Raw genomic sequence first — 17391 nt, 5'->3', positions numbered from 1 at the left:
TCAGGGGGAAATGGCCGCTGAGCCGGTGGCTGAGCGGCGGACGAGGCGCAGGGTGTCGGTGAAGCTGATCCGGTCGGGGTCGATCGCGGCGGCGTCGGCGGCGGCGGTGATCAGGACGGTGAGTGCGTGCTGGACGAGCAGCCAGGCCCAGATTTCCTGGTGGACGAGGTCGGGCAGTTTCGAGCGCAGGATCCGGCCGGGCCCGCGGAGGTGGGTTTTGAGCTGGTCGTTGGCGGTTTCGTGTTCCCATCGCAGGTGGTATGCCTCGGCGAGTTCGTCCGGGCCGGCCTGGGCGGGGTCGGTGATGGTGGTGGCCAGGGTGATCAGCTCACCGGTGCCGTTACCGGCCCGGTCCGGGACGTCGTACTCGACGACCCGGACCAGGTGGGCGGCGGGCAGGCCACGGTCGTTGATCGCGTCGTCGCAGGTGTCCAGGGTCCCGCCGGCCGCGGCGGCCAGGATCCGGTCCCGGCGGCCACCGCGGATCGTCTTGTCCATCAACACGGTCAGATAGGTGCCGTCGCCGAGGATCTCGATCACCGGGAGCCTGATCCCGGCCTGGATCCGCCACAGCAGGTCCGCGCCGGTCGCCTGCGCCCGGTCCCACGCCGTAAACGAGTAGAAGGCACGGTCGGCGGTCAGCAGTTCCCCGCGTCGCAGCCGCGAATACAACGGCATGGCCAGGGTCTGTTCGGCGACCGCATACGCGCCGACCTCCGCCGCCAGGAACGCGTGTGTCCCGCACTCGGTCAACGCCACGACCCGGGCTTTCGGGAACGCCGACGGGCCACCACCGGTCCGGGAGTACCCGAACTCGGCCGCGTTCTCCATCGTGTCCGGCACGTCCACGTCGAACCCGTCGATGGCAAGGACCCGCCGGTCCCGCAACCACGCACCTGACGTGACCGGTGACGCGACCGGCCGGGCGACCCGCTCGAACACCTCCGCCAGCACATCCCGGCCCAGCCGCTTCCTGGCCTGAGAAATCCCACCCGGCGTCGGCGCCAACCAGCCCGCATCCCAGCACCCGAACCGGTCCAGTCCACCGGTCACCTTCTTCGCGACCTCGGCATAGTCATCATCCGCGAACAGCCACAACCCCATCGTCAGATACGCCGTCACATGCGGCGGCAACTTCCCATCCGACCGTTTCGCACCCACACCGCACTGCGCCACCGCCCCATCAACCGCATCCCGCGGCACCGCCGTCACCAGCACACCGACCGACACCTGATCCGGCCGCACCCCCACACCCGACACCACACCATCGAAGCAGACAAAGCCACCAGACCACCCACCAGGCAACCAAGATCAAAATAAGCTAAGTGGCATTGGACCGGTGCCCGCGGGAGCGTGCGGATCCCGGCCGCGCCGGGAGCGGGAAGATCGGTTCGGGGTCCTAGAAGCGGTCGAGGAGGTTCAGGCCGACCTGGATGAGGTCGATGCCGAGCGTCAGGCGGAGGGAGAGCCAGACGATCGCGCTGACGAAGACGAAGCAGAGGAGGCCGAGGAGGGAGCGGAGCGGCCACGGCTGGCGCATGATCCAGCGGGTCCAGGCCTGGACGTGTTTGCGGGTGAAGTGGAGCAGGTGGCGGGCCCAGGCGAACTCGATGGCCCAGATGGCGAGGCCGACGATGACGATGCCCCAGCCGGGGCCGGGGAGCGGGATCGCGACGATGCCGACCGCGACCACGATCGCGCCCAGGACGCCGATGCCGATCTTCAGGGCTATCCGGCCGGTGGGGTTGGCGCGAATGCCGTCGAGCGTGCCGGTGATGCGGCGTCGCCATGCGGGCGCGGGCCGGACGGCCTCTTCGAGGGTTTCCACCTCTTCATGATCACCCACGGTTGCCACCCCGGAATTGGACGCCGTGGAGGGATTTGCCGTCATTACCTACCCCCGGTAGCGCTAGGGCCGTCACTGAACGGGACAACACGACGTTACCGGAGTGAGTCGACGTTGGTATCGCCGCGATGGCGGACCGAGGAGCAGGCAAGACGCCGGGATCTTACTAGAAATCCGCTTTTGGAAGACCAGTTCGGTACCGACTTCCTACTACTGGGTGAGATCAGCGTATGACGGAGCGTAATCGGATGTATCCGCTGAGTATGGGATACGCGGGGTGAGTACCCCGCAGCGGTGCCGGGGGGAGAACGTCAATGAGTGTCATCCGACCGACGACCGTCGAGGTCGAGACGTCGCTGCGGCTTGTCGCACCGGATGCTACCGCGTTGCCGGTGCGCGCCAGCCTTCGCTATGACCCGTCAGATCCGTACGCGGTGCACGTCCTGTTCCACGCCGAGACGGCCGGGGGCGAGGCCGTGAGCTGGTCATTCGCGCGGGAGCTACTGGTCACCGGGCTCGACGAGCCGGCCGGGATCGGCGACGTCCGGGTGTGGCCGTGGGCCACGCCGAAGGGTGACTTCGTCGCCCTGGCCCTGTCGTCGCCGGACGGGAACGCCCTCTTCGAGGTGCCACGCAGCGTACTGGTCCGGTTCCTTCGCCGGACGTACGTGGTGGTGCCGCGGGGCCGGGAGGGCGATCACCTGGACGTGGACGCGGCCGTGAACCGGCTGCTGGCGGGGCGATAAAAGGCGGCATTAAAAAGGACAGAAGAACTGATATGACCCGCGCGATACCATCCGGTACGCGCGGGTCAGTCGTATCCGCAGAAAAACCGCGAAATTGCCATAAATGTGCAACAAACAGAATGCGGGGATGCGGCCCTGGCCAGGGACGGTTACCGTGAGTCGGATGGTCGGTATCGGTCAGGCACGACCGGGCAACGAGCCCGCACGCCCTTCAGGCATCGGCGCCACTACGCTCAGCGATGTCCCGGGTGACGGACCGCATCTTCTCGACCGCAACCTCCTGCTGCTGGTCACGGTCGGTCAGGGCGCGCAGGAGATCGACTTCGTCCGCCACGACTGCCGGCCGGGCACGCTGCTGTGGGCCCGGCCGGGCCAGGCGATCCGGCTCAGCCGCCGGGCCGGGCTGGACGCGGTGGTCGTCTCCTGGCACCCCGAGGATCTGCCGGACCACTGGCAGCCCGGCGGCCGGTGCGGGTGGCAGCTGGCCGGTGAGGACGAGGACGCCGTGATCAGCGAGGTGAGCCAGCTGATGGTGGACCGGGAGCGGCACGCCGGCACGCCGCTCGCCGACGACCTGCTGCGCCACCAGCTGACCGTGCTGATGCTGCGGATCGCGCTGATCGCCGGGGATCCCGCGCCGCCGGAGCCGGCCGTGTTCCAGGAGTTCCGCAAGGCCATCGAGACCGGGTATTCCCGCAGCCGCCGCGTCGAGGAGTACGCGCAGCTGCTCGGCTGCTCGGTCCGCACGCTCACCCGGGCCTGCCTGGCCGCCACCGGGCGCAGCGCCAAACAGGTGATCGACGACCGGGTGGCGCTACAGGCCCGGCGCCTGCTGGCCTGCACGGAGACGCCGATCGCGGACATCGGCCGGGCGCTGGGCTTCCCGGAGCCGACGAACTTCGGCCGCTTCTTCCACCGGGAGACCGGCTGCTCACCCGGCGCGTTCCGGGCCGCGCTGCCCGGCCCGCCGCTGGAGGCTCAGGCGCCCGGCCCGCATCTGCTGCGGACCACCGCGTTCCACACTTTCTAGGACAGAGCGGGGCGGCGTACGTTCCCGGCGCGCTCAGGTCACAATGTGTGGGTGCAGATCTCCGCGCGTGGTGAGTACGCCGTCCGAGCCGCCCTCAGCCTGGCGTCGGTTCACCCCTCACTGATGTCCGCCCAGGCCATCGCGCAGGAGCAGGACATGCCGCGCAAGTTCCTGGAGGCCGTGCTCGCGGACCTCCGCCGGGCCGGCATCGTCCGGGCCCAGCGCGGCGCCGAGGGCGGTTACACGCTGGCCCAGACGCCCCGCGAGATCATGATCGGCGCGATCCTCCGCGCGGTCGACGGCCCGCTGGCCGGCGTCCGCGGCATGCGCCCCGAGGAGACGCGGTACGACGGCGCCGCGGAGAACCTGCCGAAGCTCTGGGTCGCGGTCCGCAGCGCGGTGCGCGAAGTGGTGGACGAGACCAGCCTGGCCGACGTGGTGAGCGGCCGGCTGCCCAACCACGTCAAGAAGCTGACGACCAGGCCCGACGCATGGGAACCGCGCTGAATTCACCCGAACGTTTGCTCTGCCGGGGTTTCGGGCACATGTTCGACAACCCCGGCAGCTATGCAGACGAAGGGAGCAACACGCCATGGGCCTGATGTTCCGTAAGCGTAAGAAGTTCGGACCGCTGATCCTCAACTTCACCGAGAACGGTTTCTCGTCGTGGAGCATCAAGATCGGTCGCTGGTCCTGGAACTCCCGGGCTCGGGCGCACCGCGTCGACCTGCCCGGCCCGTTCTCCTGGAAGCAGGACAAGTCCCGCGCCAGCTAGGCCTTGGGGCGGGGGTCAGGCGCTCACGGAGATTCCCACTCCGCCGCGCGTCTGACCCCCGTACCGCGTCTTCTCCTTGTCGATGTCCAGGCGGCCGATGGTCCTGCGCGCGGCCAGTGCCGCGTCGTCCAGCAGGTCCTTCGGGATCAGCCAGACCACCTCGAACTCCAGCCCGTCCGGGTCCCGGCCGTAGAGGCTCTTGGTGGTGCCGTGGTCGGACGTGCCGACCAGTGCGTCCGCGTTCGCCAGCGCCACCATCACCTGCTCCAGCGTGTCCAGCGTGTCGACCTCCCACGCCAGGTGGTAGAGCCCGACCGTGGCCCGCCCAGCCGCCGACGGGCCGGCCGGCCCGATCTCGAACAGCCCCAGGTCGTGGTCGTTCGTCGAGTCCGGCGCCTGCATGAAAGCGGCACGGAACCCGTTCGGCGTCATCGGCACCTGGCGGAAGCCGAGCACGTCCCGGTAGAACGCGACACTCCGGTCGAGGTCGCTGATGTACAGCACGGCGTGGTTGAGCCGGACGACACCCATGACGATCCCTTCGTCCATGTTGGTAGTTGAAGGTTCAACTAGTTGATTATCATACGGTCATGACGCGCTGGCTGAACCCCGAGGAGCAACGCACCTGGCGGGCGTTCCTCTTCGCCTCCCGAGCCCTGCTGGAGACGCTGGACCGGGAACTGCAGCGGGACTCAGGCATGCCGCACGCGTACTACGAGATCCTGGTCCGGCTCTCCGAGGCACCCGACCGCAGCATGCGGATGAGCGACCTCGCCGACTCGCTCGCCTCGTCCCGCAGCCGCATCTCGCACGCGGTCACCCGGCTCACCGAACAGGGCTGGGTGCGCCGCGAGGACTGCCCCACCGACCGGCGCGGCCAGCTCGCCGTGCTCACCGAACGGGGTTACGAGGTGCTCGCCGCCGCCGCACCCCGGCACGTCGACGGCGTCCGCGCGCACCTCTTCGACCAGCTGAGCCCGGAACAGCTCGCCCAGCTCGGCGCGATCGGCACCCGCCTGCTCGACCACCTCGACCCGGAACACGAGCTGCGCTGACGGCTTCGCGACAGTCCGGAATCGCCCGGTACGGCATTCCCGGGACGCCACCGCCGAGAGCGCCCACTTGAACACATCGTTCCGGAACGAGCACTATGGGGCACGTGTCCCACGGATTGGCTGCACTGACAGCGCACGCGAAGGATCTGGTCGGCGCGGGCGATCTCGGGGCCGCCCAGATGCTGCTCAGTGACGCGCTCGCCGCCGTCGACGTCGATCCGCTGCGCGCGTCGGCCGACCTGGCCGACGCGGCGGGCCTGCTCGCCCGCATCCTGGTCGCGCTCGGCGAACCACACTCGGCCCGCGCCTGGGCCACGTTCGCGCACACCGCCCAGCGGCGCCTGCGCGGCCCGGCCGACGAACGCACCGTGGTCGCCGCCGCCACGCTCGCCGCCGTGCTGCACCGCGTCGGCGCGAACGCCGCCGCCGCGCACCTCTACCGCGACGTGGTCGCCCGGCTCACGCTGGTCGACGGGCCCGGCTCGATGCGCGTCCTGGCCGCGCAGGCCGACCTGGCCACGGTCGAACACGCCCGCGGCGAGTGCGTGACGGCCCGCCGGCTGCTCGCCGACGCGTACCGCAGGCACCGCGAGACCTACGGCGAGGGCCATCCCGCCGGCATCAAGATGCTCGCCCGCCTCGGCACCATGGAACGCGACTGCGGCAACTTCGGCGAGGCCCACCAGCTCTTCAGCGGTGCCCGCGACCTCTGCCGCGAGTACCTGCCGGCCGGCCACCCGATGGCCGCCCAGATCGCCGCGCTGGCCCGCGCCTCCGCCGACCCGGAACACATCTGCCGCAACGTCTCCCCCGCCGACGACGACTTCTCCGCCGACCCGCCCCTCACCGAAACCCCACACCCCTTCCCGGGTACGCCGGAAGCCGCCCCGGCCAGCGCGAACGCCGGCTCGGAGCCCGCCTCGGAGCCGACCGGGCCCGGCGGCACGGCGGAGTCCGCCGGCACCGCGGACTCCGGTGACACAGCGGGTCCCGGCGGCGCGGCCGGTCCCGACAGCGCGGGCCGTCCCGGCAGCGCGGCGGACGCGAGGCTCGGCACCGCCGCCGACGGCGACGCGGAGTGGCTGGATGCCGGCGGCCCGGTCGCGGACGCGGCGCCGGGACCCCAGCGGGAAAGCCCGGCGGCCGGCACCCCGTGGGGCACAGCACCGCAGCGGCAGGCCGAACCGGCGCCGGGTGCGGGGAGCGCAACCCCCGCCACCGGTGCCGGCACGCCGGATGCCCACGCGGACGCGCGAATCGTCCCGGTTGCGGCTGGCGAGCCGGCGACGACGCGAGCCGCGGACTCCGGCGAACAGCCGGCCCCGAGCGCAGGGCCGGCAAGCGAGGACGATGCCGACCACCCGCTGCCGGTGGACGGTGGGGCCGCTACAGGGGATGCCGGCTACTCCTCTCCGCCCGGGGTCTCGCACGGCGCTTCGCCCGAGCCGGTGGACACGTCAGCGCGGACAGCTTTCGCACATGACGACGGCGAGCCGCCGGTTCATGCGTCCGAACAGGACGGCTTTTCCGACATTGAGCGCCCGGAGAGCCAGGCATGGCACGGCTCCGGCGAGGACGACGGCACCGAAGCCTGGCACCGGCCACCGGCAGACCTGGAGCCCGCGTCACCCGCACAGGCAGAGCCGGCATCGGCGGATCCCGACCGCACGGCGTCCGCACCCGCGATTCACGAACCGGTCGCGTCCGCGCCAGCGGCGCACGAACCCGCCGCGTCCGCGCCAGCGGCGCACGAACCCGCCGCGTCCGCGCCAGCGGCTCCCGAAGCGGTAGCGGCCGCGTCAGCGGCCGACGAACCGGTGACGCCCGCATCGGAAACTCCTGGACTCACGGCGTCCGAGGCCGCGGCGCTCACATCCGCGGCCTCCGAGACCGTGCCCGCCGATCCGGAGACCGCCGCCGTCACGGCACCGCAGCCTGATCCCGCCGCACCGCCGCACCACCCGCCCGGCCACGATGATCACGACGGCGGCGCCCCGCCGGAGCGCGCCACCGGCTTCGGCGGGCTGGCCGAGCGCGATGACGCGCCGGTGGTCGGACCATGGCATCCGCCGCTACAGGGTGGCGACGACATCGAGCCGTGGCGTGCGGTCAGTTTCTACTCCGCGCCCCGGCCCGCCGGGGCTGACGCTTCCGGTGCCGACGCACCGTTGGCAGCCGCCGCGTCGGCCTGGGCACCGGACGAGCCGCGGCCGCCGGCTGTCCCGGAGTCCGGTGCGGCTGCCGCGGGCGCCGCGCCGGTGGCCGACGAGCAGACGCCGCCGTGGCGTCCCCCGGCCCACCGGCCGGAAACCGGTGAGCAGGCGGCGCCGTGGCGTGCCCGGGCCGACCGGCCGGAGGCATGGCAGCCGCCCACCGAGCGGGGTCCGTCGGAGCCGTGGCCCCGCGGCAGCGACAGCGGCGCGACGCCGTGGACGCCGCCGGCCAGAACGCCTCCGCCGGAGGCCGCCCCCACCCCGCGCTATCCCGCGTCCGGCATCCCGCGGTCCACCCCGTGGGTCTCCGGTGCCTCGGCCCACCCGGCCCCGGTCCCGCCACCGGCGGGACCGGGCGACGCCGATCCGGCCGAGGGTTCCTCCGACACCCGTGCCCGGCAGGGCGGCAGCGGTTCCCGGCCGGAAGCGGAACGGCCGGGAACGGACCGGTCCGCCGGCGCCGGGACCACCGCGACGCCCGCGTGGAGCGACGTGCGGCCCGGAACGGCACCACCGGCCGACGCCGGCCCGGCGGCGACACCCGGCACCGCCCACGCGTGGAGCGACGTGCGACCCGGAACGGCACCACCGGCCGACGCCGGCCCGGCGGCGACACCCGGCACCGCGTACGCCTGGAGCGGCGCGCAGCCCGAGACGGAGGAACCATACGGCGACTGGCCGCTGGACGAACCGCCGGCCTGGCGGCCGCCGGACGCTTCCGGCGCCTGGTCGGCCGCACCCCCGGCCACCCCGCAGCAGCCCCCCGGGCAGCAGCCGCATGTGCCGCCGCAAGCACGGCCCGCCCGATACGCGACACCGCCCACGCCGGTCCCCTACGGCGACCACACCGGTACGCCGGACCCCTACGGCGACCAGCGTGGCCCCGCACCGGCCGGCTACGGCCGGGACCCCGGCGGGCCCGCGCCGGACGAGCGCTACTGGACGGACGACGGCTCCGCCGCGCCGCTGCCGCCGGCGGTGTTCGACGATCTCGCCGGGCATCCGGCTCAGGCCGCGCCGCCCGCGGTGGCGCCGTCGCGGCATCCGGTCCCGGCCGAGAACCGGGCTCCGGCGGAGAGCGGTCCGCCCGCCGAGGAGCCGCCGCGCGGCTACGCGCAGCGTCAGGCGCGGCACGACCAGCCGTGGCGCTCGCAGGCCCGTGGCGTCCGCACGCCTCCGCCCGGCGGCCGGTACTCGCCGCTGGCGCCGGGCTACGGCCAGCCCGGCCAGCCACAGATCAAGGCGCACCGCCGTACCCAGGGCGATCGTTCACTGACCGCGGGCCCGGCGGCGCAGCGGCATCCGGCGGGCATGCTGGTGCCGGCCCGCCGCGTGCCCGGGCTCGCGCCGGAGCGCTACCCGGAGCGCCCGACCGGCAAGATCGTGGCCGCGCTGGTCGCGGTCGGGCTGGGCACGGTCGTGGTGATCGGCGGTTTCCTGCTGACCGAGCGCGACACCCGGGAGACGCCGCCGCCGGCACCGACCGCCAGCCCTCCGTCCGCCGGTGCCACGCCGCCGCCGGCCGAGGCTCCGGCGCGCGCGGGCGGTGGCCCGCCGTCGGACGTGCGGATCCAGGACTCGCGCACTCAGGTGACGCTGACCTGGACGTACCCGGAGAACGCGGAGGGCCCGGTGGTGCTGACCGGCGGCCGGCGCGGCAACTCGGTGGCGATCGAGGAGTTGCCGGCCGGCAGCGAGCAGTACCCGGTCTACAACCTGAACCCGGACGCTGACTACTGCTTCACGGTCGCGATCGTCTATTCGACCAGCCAGATCGAGAAGGCGCCGGAGGTGTGCACCACCCGCTGATCATTCGGGCAGGACCGGGAGGCGGATCTCGGCGCGCAGGCCCGCCGGGGTGGCGTCGGCGAGCGTGATCGTGCCGTGGTGCAGCCGGACCACCTCGCGGACGATGGCCAGCCCGAGGCCGGAGCCACCGGCGTCGCGGGCGCGCGCGTCGTCGAGCCGGGTGAACCGGTCGAAGACGCGTTCCCGGTCCGCGGCCGGGATGCCGGGGCCGTCGTCGGTGACCGCGATCAGGTGCCGGTCGCGGTCCGTGCCGACGGTCAGCGTGACCGCCGACCGCGCGTGCCGGCCCGCGTTGTCCAGCAGGTTCGACACCGCGCGGCGCAGCGCGTCCGCGTCGCCGTCGGTCCAGTACTGCTCGGCCGGTGGCGTGAACACGACCGCGGGGTAGCGCGCGGCCAGGTCGGTGAGCAGCTCGGCGAGTTCGACCGGTGCGGTGCGGCGCGCGGCCTCGGCCGAGTCGTCCGCGCGGGCCAGCAGCAGCAGGTCGTCGACGAGCCGGGAGAGCCGGTCCGCGTCCAGCATCAGGTCGTCCACGAACGCGGGCCAGTCGGTGTCGCCGGGCAGCCGCTGGGCGACCTCCAGCTGCACCCGCATGCTGGCCAGCGGGCTGCGCAGCTCGTGTGCCGCGTCCGCGACGAACGCGCGCTGCCGGGCGCGGGCCGCGTCCAGCCGGGAGAGCATGTCGTTGAGCGTGACCGCGAGCCGGTGGATCTCGTCGCGGGACGCCGGGACCGGCAGCCGCCCGGCCCGCCCGCCGCCGGTGATCTCCTCGGCCCCGCGCCGCAGCGCTTCGACCGGGCGCAGCGTGGCGCCGACGACCCGCCAGCCGACGATCGCGAGCACGGCCACCAGGAGCGGAAAGGCGACCAGCAACGCGGTACGGACATAGGCCGCGCTCTGGTACAGATCTCCCATCGACTTGCCGACCAGCACGGTCAGTCCGTCACCCGCGTCGGCCGGGACGACGAGCACCGGCCCTTCGATGCCGAGGCGCACGCCGTCGATCAGCACGCGCTGGCCGCCGGCCGCGCGGGCCAGCTCGTCCCCGTGCAGCATCGGGATGAGCCGGTCCGCGCCGATCGACGAGTTCCGCACGCGCCCCTGTGCGTCGACGACCTGCACCCGCACGTCCGTTCCGGCGACCGGCACCGGGTTCGGCAGCACGTCCTCCCGGATCAGCGCCACCACGGCCTGCGCGGTCTTGGCCGCCTCCGCGTCCGCGGTGCGGTTCAGCGCGAAACCGAGCGCGCCGATCAGCGTGATCCCGCCGATCGCGAGTCCCACGGTCAGCCCGAGGACCCCCAGCAGCACGATCCGGGTACGCAGCGAGCGCTCACGACGTACCGGCGAAGGGTGTGGCATCTAGACCGCCGACAGGCGGTAGCCCGCGCCGCGCACGGTCTCCAGCAGATCCCGGCCGATCTTGCGGCGCAGATAGCCGACGTAGACCTCCACCGCGTTCGGCGCGGTATCCATCGCCGCGTCCCACACGTGGTCCAGCAGCTCGGTCTTGGAGACCACCTCGCCCTCGCGCCGCATCAGGTACTCCAGCAGCGCGAACTCCCGCGCGGTCAGCGTGATCGCGGTACCGGCCCGCTCGACCCGGCGCTGCGCCGGGTCGAGCGTGAGGTCGCCGACCGTGAGCACGGCCGGCCGCTGCGGTGCGCCGCGCCGCAGCAGCGCGCGCAGCCGGGCCAGCAGCACCACGAACGAGAACGGCTTGGTCAGGTAGTCGTCCGCGCCGCAGTCGAGCCCGTCCGCCTGGTCGTACTCGCCGTCCTTCGCGCTGAGCATCAGCACCGGCAGCCAGACGTCCTCCGCGCGCAGCTGCCGCACCACGCGGTAACCGGACAGGCCGGGCAGCATCACGTCCAGGATCATCGCGTCGTATCCGCCGTGCCGGGCCATCTCCAGCCCGGTCGGGCCGTCCGCGGCCACGTCCACCGCGAACCCCTCGGCCTGCAGGCCGCGCTGCACCGCCCGTGCCATCCGGGCCTCGTCCTCGACCACCAGCAGTCGCATGAGGTTACAGTGCCACGAGGCGGCTGAGGCCGGTCTCAGCGGCTCAGCTTCGTCACAGGCACGCCGCCCCATCATGGTGTGCAGGAGGTGCGACACCCATGTCACTGATGAAATCCCAGACGGCCCGGCGTTGGCTGATCCCGGCCGCCGCCGCGGTCACCATCATCGGCGGAGGCGCCGCGGTGGGCGCGCTCGCCGCGGGCGCCGACTCGGTGCTCCCGCAGCGCAGCGCGGCCGAGCTCCTGGTCGACCTGCAGAACGCGAAGGTCGACGGCCTGTCCGGCACCGTCGTGCAGTCCGCGGATCTCGGCCTGCCCGGCATCGCGAAGCTGGCCGCGGACGTCGGCGGCGAGACCGGCAGCCTCGGCTCGCTGGTCGCCGGCACGAACACGCTGCGCGTCTGGCACTCGGACCCGGACAAGTCCCGGGTCGCGCTGGTCGGCACGCTCGGCCAGACCGACGTGATCCGCAACGGCACGGACGTGTGGATCTGGCAGAGCGCGGGCAACACCGCACAGCACTGGACGGTGCCGGCCGAGCACGCGGACGACGCGCCGATGCCGCTCGCCTCGGACCTGCCGACCACGCCGCAGGAGGCCGCCGACCAGGCGCTCGCCGCGGTGGACCCGACCACCGAGGTGGTGGTGGGCCGGTCGGCGAAGGTGGCCGGGCGGGACGCGTACGAGCTGATCCTGCGCCCGCGTGACGACGCGTCGCTGGTCGGCGAGGTGCGGCTGGCGATCGACGGCGAGCACAAGATCCCGCTGCGGGTCGAGGTGCTGGCGAAGAAGGACAACGTGTCCGCATTCAAGATCGCGTTCACCCAGGTCGACTTCGGCCGGCCGGACGCGGAGCAGTTCGCGTTCAACCCGCCGCCGGGTGGCACGGTCACCGAGGGCAACACCGAGGAGCTCGAGGCCGAGGCCGGCAAGGAGCCGACGGCCGAGGAGAAGGCCGCGATGGACAAGGTGGCGGAGGCGGCGCAGCCGAAGACGGTCGGCGAGGGCTGGACCACGGTCTTCACCGCGGACGTCAACGCGGCTCAGGGCGCGGTGCCGGCTTCGGAGAAGCCGGACGGCAAGCCGGAGGCCGCACCCGAGAACGGGCTGAGCACCGACCAGCTGTCCGCGCTGTCCGAGACGTTCCCGGAGGTCAGCGGTGCCTGGGGCAAGGGCAACCTGCTCTCCGGCAACCTGTTCAGCGTGCTGGTGACGGACGACGGCAAGCTCTACGCGGGCCTGGTCGCACCGGAGAAGCTGTACGAGGTCGCCGCGGCGAACTGACGGTGCAGCGGGGCGCCCCTCCTGGCGGAGGGGCGCCCCTTTCGTGCGTCAGTACCGGTAGTGCTCCGGCTTGAACGGCCCCTCGACCGCGACGCCGAGGTACTCCGCCTGCGCCTTGGTCAGCGTGGTCAGCCGGACGCCGAGCGCGTCCAGGTGCAGCCGCGCCACCTTCTCGTCCAGGTGCTTCGGCAGCATGTGCACCGCGACGCCGTACTCGCCGGTCCACAGCTCGAGCTGCGCGATCACCTGGTTGGCGAACGAGTTCGACATGACGAAGCTCGGGTGCCCGGTCGCGTTGCCCAGGTTCATCAGCCGGCCCTCGGAGAGCACCAGGATCGAGTGCCCGTCCGGGAAGCGCCACTCGTGCACCTGCGGCTTGACCTCGATCTTCTCGACTCCGGGGTACGCCGCGAGCCCGGCCATGTCGATCTCGGTGTCGAAGTGGCCGACGTTGCCGACGATCGCGTTGTGCTTCATCCGGGCCATCTGCGCGGCCGTGATGATGTCCGTGCCGCCGGTCGTGGTGATGAAGATGTCGCCCTGCTCCACGATGTCGTCGACGGTGGTGACCTGGAAGCCGTCCATCGCGGCCTGGAGCGCGCAGATCGGGTCGATCTCGGTGACCACCACGCGCGCGCCCTGCCCGCGCAGCGCCGCGGACGCGCCCTTGCCGACGTCGCCGTAGCCGCAGACCACCGCGAGCTTGCCGCCGAGCATGACGTCGGTGGCCCGGTTGAGCCCGTCCGCGAGCGAGTGGCGGATGCCGTACTTGTTGTCGAACTTGCTCTTGGTGACCGAGTCGTTGACGTTGATCGCCGGGATCAGCAGCGTGCCCTCCGCGGCCATCCGGTAGAGCCGGGCCACGCCGGTCGACGTCTCCTCGCTGACGCCGCGCAGCCCCGCCACGATCCGGGTGAACCGCTGCGGGTCCTCGGCCAGGCTCGCGCGCAGCGTCTCCAGGATGATCCGCTGCTCCTCGTGGTCACCCTCGGCCGCGTGCGGGACCGCGCCGGCCCGCTCGAACTCGACGCCCTTGTGCACCAGCAGCGTGACGTCGCCGCCGTCGTCGACGATCAGGTTCGGCCCCTGGCCGTCCCCGAAGTCGAACAGTTGCATCGTGCACCACCAGTACTCCTCCAGCGTCTCGCCCTTCCAGGCGAAGACCGGGGTGCCGGCCGCGACCACGGCCGCGGCCGCCTCGTCCTGCGTGGAGAAGATGTTGCAGGAGACCCAGCGGACCTCGGCGCCGAGTGCGACCAGCGTCTCGATCAGCACCGCGGTCTGCACGGTCATGTGCAGCGAGCCGGCGATCCGCGCGCCGCGCAGCGGCTTGGTGTCCGCGTACTCCGTGCGCAGCGCCATCAGGCCGGGCATCTCGTGCTCGGCGAGCCGGATCTGGTGCCGCCCGGCCTCGGCCAGCGACAGGTCCGCGATCTTGTAGTCCTGATTTTTCACGTTTTTTCTCCTCTTGTGTGACGCCATCGGCCTCGTCAGGCCGTGCGGCGATACCGGGAGACGACGAAAAGGGCGCCTCCGCGGTACGGAGGCGCCCTTCGTGAAACAACACCGGCCGAGCGTGGCGGACTCATCGGTCCGTCGCAGCGCCTCTCGGCCTGCCCCGAGTCTAACTCCGCTGCGCCGCGATCCGGAACACCGTCCGGCCCTAGAATCACGACCGTGAATCCCCTGAGACGCCGCCGGGTGATCCTGCTCGCCGCGATCCCGCTGGTGCTGATCGTCACGACGATCGCGACGCTGGCCGTGGTCCACCCGTCCGTCGTCGCGCTGGCCTGCCCGGCCTGCTACGGCCTCACCAAAACCCAGCCCCGGGTGTACGTGGAACGCGGCGCCACGGACGCCCAGCGCGCGGCGGTCGGCACCGCGCTCGCCACCGCCGACACCATGCTGCGCGCGTTCTACGGCGGCCGGGTCAGCGCGCCCCGCGTCCTGGCCTGCGTCACCGACGACTGCTACCAGCGGCTGCACGGCGGCGGCAGCAAGGGCATCGCCATCCTGAACCGCGGCGTGATGCTCGCCCCGGCCGGCGTCGACCCGGTCATCGCCACGCACGAACTCGCCCACGTCGAACTGCATCAGCGGCTGGGGCCCGCCACCGTCCCGCAGTGGTTCGACGAGGGTCTCGCGGTCGTCGTCTCGGACGATCCGCGCTACCTGGCGCCGGCCACCGGCGCGGCCGGCCGGTGCCTGATGCCGCTCGCGGAGGCGCTGCCGCTCACCACCCGCGACTGGAACCTGACCACCGCGGCCGCGGACAACGCGTACGCGAAGGCGGCCTGCCTGGTCAGCCACTGGCTCGCCACTGCCGATGGGCCCGCGGCGGTGCACGCGCTGATCGCGGACCTCCGGGCCGGCGCCGCGTTCGGAGTGCCGCTCGCGCCGTGACCTACAGCGAGTCCCAGCCGGGTACGGCGGACGGCTTGCGCGAGTCCGGCCCGGTGTAGCGGGCGGACGGCCGGACCAGCCGGCCGAGCTTCTTCTGCTCCAGGATGTGCGCGCTCCACCCGGCGACCCGCGCGCAGGTGAACACGGACGTGAACATGTGCGCCGGGACCTCGGCGAAGTCGAGCACCACCGCGGCCCAGAACTCGACGTTGGTCGGCAGGACGCGGTCCGGGCGGCGGGCGGCCAGCTCCTCCAGTGCGGCCCGCTCCAGCGCCTCGGCCACCTCGTACCGTGGTGCTCCGAGCTCCTTGGCGGTGCGGCGGAGCACGCGAGCGCGCGGGTCCTCCGCGCGGTACACCCGGTGACCGAAGCCCATCAGGCGCTCGCCGCGGTCGAGCACGCCGCGGACGTACCCGGCCGGGTCGCCGGAGTACTCGACCGCCTCCAGCATCTGCAGGACGCGCGTGGGCGCGGCGCCGTGCAGCGGCCCGGAGAGCGAGCCGATCGCGGCCGAGATGCAGGCCGCCACGTCCGCGCCGGTGGACGCGGCGACCCGGGCGGTGAACGTGGACGCGTTCATGCCGTGCTCCGCCGCGGAGATGAAGTACGCGTCGACCGCCTTGATGTGCCGCGGGTCCGGGTCGCCACGCCAGCGGCGCATGAAGCGCTCGACCACGGTGTCCGCCTTGTCGATCTCCTTCTGCGGCACCGCGGGGAGACCGAGCCCGCGCGCGGACTGGGCGACGAACGACAGCGCGGTGACCGAGACCCGGGCCAGGTCGGCGCGGGCCTGCTCGTCGGACGCGTCGAGCAGCTGCGGCAGCCCCCAGTACGGCGCGAGCATGGCGACCGCGGACTGCACGTCGACGCGGATGTCGCCGGAGTGGACCGGCACCGGGAACGGCTCGGCCGGCGGCAGGCCGGGGCCGAACTCGCCGTCGACCAGCAGCGCCCAGACGTTGCCGAACGACACCTGGCCGATGAGGTCCTCGATGTCCACGCCGCGATAGCGCAGCGAGCCGCCCTCACGATCCGGCTCCGCGATGTCGGTCTCGAATGCGATCACACCTTCGAGACCGGGCTTGAACGTGGTCATCGTCCCCTCCTCACAGGCACCGGGGGACGGCGTCCCGGCGCGGGGAAACCGTCGTTTCGTCGGAGTTTTCCGTACGTTACCGCCGGGCGATACGTTACGTGACCCAAGCCACGACCCGAGTGACCGCGCCTACGGCTTTCGCCCAGACCATGCCCATTTTTAACCATATATTGGACAAATGGAGGAAGTAGCCGCGCACTCGGTGGCCTGGTGGGCGGAGCTGCTCGCCACCTCGGAGCACTTCGACGCGCCGTACTTCCTGGAGGAGCTGACCACCGCGCTCTCGCCCCGGATCGCCAACCCGCTGGTCCGCCGCGAGGTCGAGCTGGCCGCCGCCACCGTGAACCGGCACCTGCTGCGCCCGCTGGACGAGACCCTCGCGGACGACGCCGAGGCGGCCCGGCAGCGGCTGCGCAGCACGCTGAACCGGGTCGACTCGGACAGCACCCGCCTCACCGAGGCCCAGGCCGTCGACGCCGCCGTGGCCGGCGACTACCCCGGCGCGGCCGCCGCCGCGGAACCGCTGCTCGGCGCGCACCCCACGCTGCTGCTCGCGATGACCGCGCTGCGCCTGGAACGCTTCGACACCGCGCTCGCCGTCAACCTGCTGGCCGCCGGCCGCTCCCCCGAGGAGGCCATCCGCTACGGCAGCCTGGTCGGCCGCTACGCGTGGTGGCCGAAGTGGCTGCTGGAGATCGGCACCCGCCGCGCGATGGACGGCACGCTCGACGAACGCGTGATCGCCGCGCTGGACGCCTGCGCGTTCGCGAAACTCACCGCCGCCCAGACGCACATCGCCCGCAAGCTGCTCAGCGGCGACGACCGCGCGCTGCGCACCGCCGCGGAGCACCTGGACACGATCGGCGAGTCCACCGCCGCCGCCGACCTGCGCGGCGGCGACCTCACCCCGGTCGCACTGGCCGCGAAGATGATGACGCTGTAGCAGCCCGGTGCAGGTCCGGTGAAGACCCACGACCCGGCGCCGGCGCGGCCCTAGTCTCGCGGTCGTCAGCACGCTGACCCGCATCCGCGCCTGGCTGATCCTCTTCATCGCCGCCCTGGCGATCAGCGGCATCACCGCGTTCCCACTGGAGACCGAGCTGCGGCTGCTCG

Annotated in this window: 16 protein-coding genes; 9 read left to right on the top strand and 7 right to left on the bottom strand. The window is 72.6% G+C overall.

What is annotated here, in order from left to right; genetic code table 11:
• Window positions 1-1263: an IS4 family transposase gene (locus tag J2S42_RS30970; RefSeq protein ID WP_307243119.1), complete on the bottom strand. Its 1263-nt coding sequence runs from the start codon at window positions 1261-1263 to the stop codon at window positions 1-3.
• Between the two features lie 136 nt (window positions 1264-1399).
• Window positions 1400-1828 (bottom strand): TIGR02611 family protein, encoded by a 429-nt coding sequence (locus tag J2S42_RS30965; protein WP_307244801.1) that lies wholly within the window; start codon window positions 1826-1828, stop codon window positions 1400-1402.
• Window positions 1829-2160: 332 nt separating this feature from the next.
• Here J2S42_RS30965 and J2S42_RS30960 point away from each other — a divergent pair, with 332 nt between their 5' ends.
• From J2S42_RS30960 to J2S42_RS30945, 4 genes are all read left to right on the top strand, one after another.
• The gene (locus J2S42_RS30960) at window positions 2161-2592 is read left to right on the top strand and encodes an SsgA family sporulation/cell division regulator (protein ID WP_306833366.1); all 432 of its coding nucleotides are present in this window, start codon (window positions 2161-2163) and stop codon (window positions 2590-2592) included.
• 163 nt (window positions 2593-2755) lie between these two features.
• On the top strand, window positions 2756-3622 hold the full coding sequence (locus J2S42_RS30955) for a helix-turn-helix domain-containing protein (RefSeq protein ID WP_307244799.1): 867 nt from the start codon (window positions 2756-2758) through the stop codon (window positions 3620-3622).
• A 51-nt stretch (window positions 3623-3673) separates the two neighbouring features.
• The gene (locus J2S42_RS30950; protein ID WP_307244797.1) at window positions 3674-4129 is read left to right on the top strand and encodes an RrF2 family transcriptional regulator; all 456 of its coding nucleotides are present in this window, start codon (window positions 3674-3676) and stop codon (window positions 4127-4129) included.
• An 85-nt stretch (window positions 4130-4214) separates the two neighbouring features.
• Complete coding sequence (locus J2S42_RS30945; RefSeq protein WP_307244795.1) at window positions 4215-4397, top strand: DUF4236 domain-containing protein; 183 nt, start codon at window positions 4215-4217, stop codon at window positions 4395-4397.
• A gap of 15 nt (window positions 4398-4412) precedes the next feature.
• Here J2S42_RS30945 and J2S42_RS30940 read toward each other — a convergent pair whose 3' ends face one another.
• Window positions 4413-4946, bottom strand: a complete 534-nt coding sequence (locus tag J2S42_RS30940) for a VOC family protein (protein WP_307244793.1) — start codon at window positions 4944-4946, stop codon at window positions 4413-4415.
• Between the two features lie 41 nt (window positions 4947-4987).
• Here J2S42_RS30940 and J2S42_RS30935 point away from each other — a divergent pair, with 41 nt between their 5' ends.
• Window positions 4988-5452, top strand: a complete 465-nt coding sequence (locus tag J2S42_RS30935; protein ID WP_307244792.1) for a MarR family winged helix-turn-helix transcriptional regulator — start codon at window positions 4988-4990, stop codon at window positions 5450-5452.
• A 104-nt stretch (window positions 5453-5556) separates the two neighbouring features.
• Entirely contained in the window at window positions 5557-9474 is a 3918-nt protein-coding gene (locus J2S42_RS30930) for a tetratricopeptide repeat protein (protein ID WP_307244790.1), read from the top strand.
• On the opposite strand, the gene J2S42_RS30925 is transcribed toward J2S42_RS30930, so the two are convergent.
• Window positions 9475-10785, bottom strand: a complete 1311-nt coding sequence (locus J2S42_RS30925) for a sensor histidine kinase (protein WP_307249136.1) — start codon at window positions 10783-10785, stop codon at window positions 9475-9477.
• Between the two features lie 51 nt (window positions 10786-10836).
• Window positions 10837-11496, bottom strand: a complete 660-nt coding sequence (locus J2S42_RS30920; protein ID WP_307244788.1) for a response regulator transcription factor — start codon at window positions 11494-11496, stop codon at window positions 10837-10839.
• 98 nt (window positions 11497-11594) lie between these two features.
• On the opposite strand from J2S42_RS30920, the gene J2S42_RS30915 reads away from it, so the two are divergent.
• Complete coding sequence (locus tag J2S42_RS30915; RefSeq protein ID WP_307244786.1) at window positions 11595-12779, top strand: LolA family protein; 1185 nt, start codon at window positions 11595-11597, stop codon at window positions 12777-12779.
• Window positions 12780-12827: 48 nt separating this feature from the next.
• On the opposite strand, the gene ahcY is transcribed toward J2S42_RS30915, so the two are convergent.
• Window positions 12828-14261 carry an adenosylhomocysteinase gene (gene ahcY, locus J2S42_RS30910; protein WP_307244784.1) on the bottom strand — a complete coding sequence of 478 codons (1434 nt, stop codon included), beginning with the start codon at window positions 14259-14261 and terminating at the stop codon, window positions 12828-12830.
• Window positions 14262-14456: 195 nt separating this feature from the next.
• On the opposite strand from ahcY, the gene J2S42_RS30905 reads away from it, so the two are divergent.
• Window positions 14457-15182, top strand: a complete 726-nt coding sequence (locus J2S42_RS30905; protein WP_307244782.1) for a hypothetical protein — start codon at window positions 14457-14459, stop codon at window positions 15180-15182.
• Between the two features lies 1 nt (window position 15183).
• Here J2S42_RS30905 and J2S42_RS30900 read toward each other — a convergent pair whose 3' ends face one another.
• A complete protein-coding gene (locus tag J2S42_RS30900; protein WP_307244780.1) occupies window positions 15184-16278 on the bottom strand; it encodes a citrate synthase 2 in 1095 nt (364 codons plus the stop codon).
• Window positions 16279-16456: 178 nt separating this feature from the next.
• Here J2S42_RS30900 and J2S42_RS30895 point away from each other — a divergent pair, with 178 nt between their 5' ends.
• On the top strand, window positions 16457-17221 hold the full coding sequence (locus tag J2S42_RS30895; protein WP_307244779.1) for a hypothetical protein: 765 nt from the start codon (window positions 16457-16459) through the stop codon (window positions 17219-17221).
• Window positions 17222-17391: the final 170 nt, after the last annotated feature.

This window comes from Catenuloplanes indicus (genome assembly GCF_030813715.1).
In the GTDB taxonomy this organism is placed as follows: Bacteria; Actinomycetota; Actinomycetes; order Mycobacteriales; family Micromonosporaceae; genus Catenuloplanes; species Catenuloplanes indicus.
Note: the sequence above shows the minus strand (reverse complement) of the source record. Positions and strands in the feature narration are given on the sequence as shown.

Excerpts from the sequence above, each read along its gene's own strand:
- J2S42_RS30960 (WP_306833366.1), top strand. The coding sequence starts at position 2,161 with ATGAGTGTCATCCGACCGACGACCGTCGAGGTCGAGACGTCGCTGCGG.
- J2S42_RS30955 (WP_307244799.1), top strand. The coding sequence starts at position 2,756 with ATGGTCGGTATCGGTCAGGCACGACCGGGCAACGAGCCCGCACGCCCT.
- J2S42_RS30945 (WP_307244795.1), top strand. The coding sequence starts at position 4,215 with ATGGGCCTGATGTTCCGTAAGCGTAAGAAGTTCGGACCGCTGATCCTC.
- J2S42_RS30940 (WP_307244793.1), bottom strand. The coding sequence starts at position 4,946 with ATGGACGAAGGGATCGTCATGGGTGTCGTCCGGCTCAACCACGCCGTG.
- J2S42_RS30935 (WP_307244792.1), top strand. The coding sequence starts at position 4,988 with ATGACGCGCTGGCTGAACCCCGAGGAGCAACGCACCTGGCGGGCGTTC.
- J2S42_RS30920 (WP_307244788.1), bottom strand. The coding sequence starts at position 11,496 with ATGCGACTGCTGGTGGTCGAGGACGAGGCCCGGATGGCACGGGCGGTG.
- J2S42_RS30915 (WP_307244786.1), top strand. The coding sequence starts at position 11,595 with ATGTCACTGATGAAATCCCAGACGGCCCGGCGTTGGCTGATCCCGGCC.
- ahcY (WP_307244784.1), bottom strand. The coding sequence starts at position 14,261 with ATGGCGTCACACAAGAGGAGAAAAAACGTGAAAAATCAGGACTACAAG.
- J2S42_RS30900 (WP_307244780.1), bottom strand. The coding sequence starts at position 16,278 with ATGACCACGTTCAAGCCCGGTCTCGAAGGTGTGATCGCATTCGAGACC.
- J2S42_RS30895 (WP_307244779.1), top strand. The coding sequence starts at position 16,457 with ATGGAGGAAGTAGCCGCGCACTCGGTGGCCTGGTGGGCGGAGCTGCTC.